At 33.3% G+C, this 451-nt stretch carries 1 protein-coding gene; it reads right to left on the reverse strand.

Annotated features, from left to right (window positions below):
* Positions 1-192: TetR/AcrR family transcriptional regulator (locus ACF1AG_RS34690; RefSeq protein ID WP_391811046.1), on the reverse strand; the 192-nt coding region annotated here is incomplete at its 3' end.
* Between the last annotated feature and the right edge of the window lie 259 nt (positions 193-451).

Raw genomic sequence — 451 nt, forward strand, 5'->3', positions numbered from 1 at the left:
TGTCCAATCTTCCACCATTCCTTTAATTAATGCTTCCTTGCTAGGAAAATGGTATAATAATCCACCTTTACTCACGCCAGCTCTTTGGGCGACTGCCTCTAATGTGAGTTTGACAACTCCTTCTTCTTTTACAATTTCAGATGCAGCAATCAATATATTTTTTTTCTTATTAGCATGCTTTGAAATAGACATAATAACCTCCATAACTTAGATACATATAATATACCTTCTGGACGGTTTTTTTGTCAATCGAATTAAAGCTCTTATTTAATATCACTCTTTCACATAAAAATAATCCAATAAATTAATCTAAAGATTGTGAAGAAATGTACTTAAAGTAAAGGGAGCTTTAGTTCAACAGTCGATTTCTTAAAATCGGCTTTATTTATGGGTGAAAATTACATTACCGTTGTAAATCCGCATTTTCAGGACTCTACCCCTTCTAGAGCGC

It is taken from the genome of Streptomyces sp. NPDC014764 (genome assembly GCF_043082785.1).
GTDB lineage: Bacteria > Actinomycetota > Actinomycetes > Streptomycetales > Streptomycetaceae > Streptomyces > Streptomyces althioticus.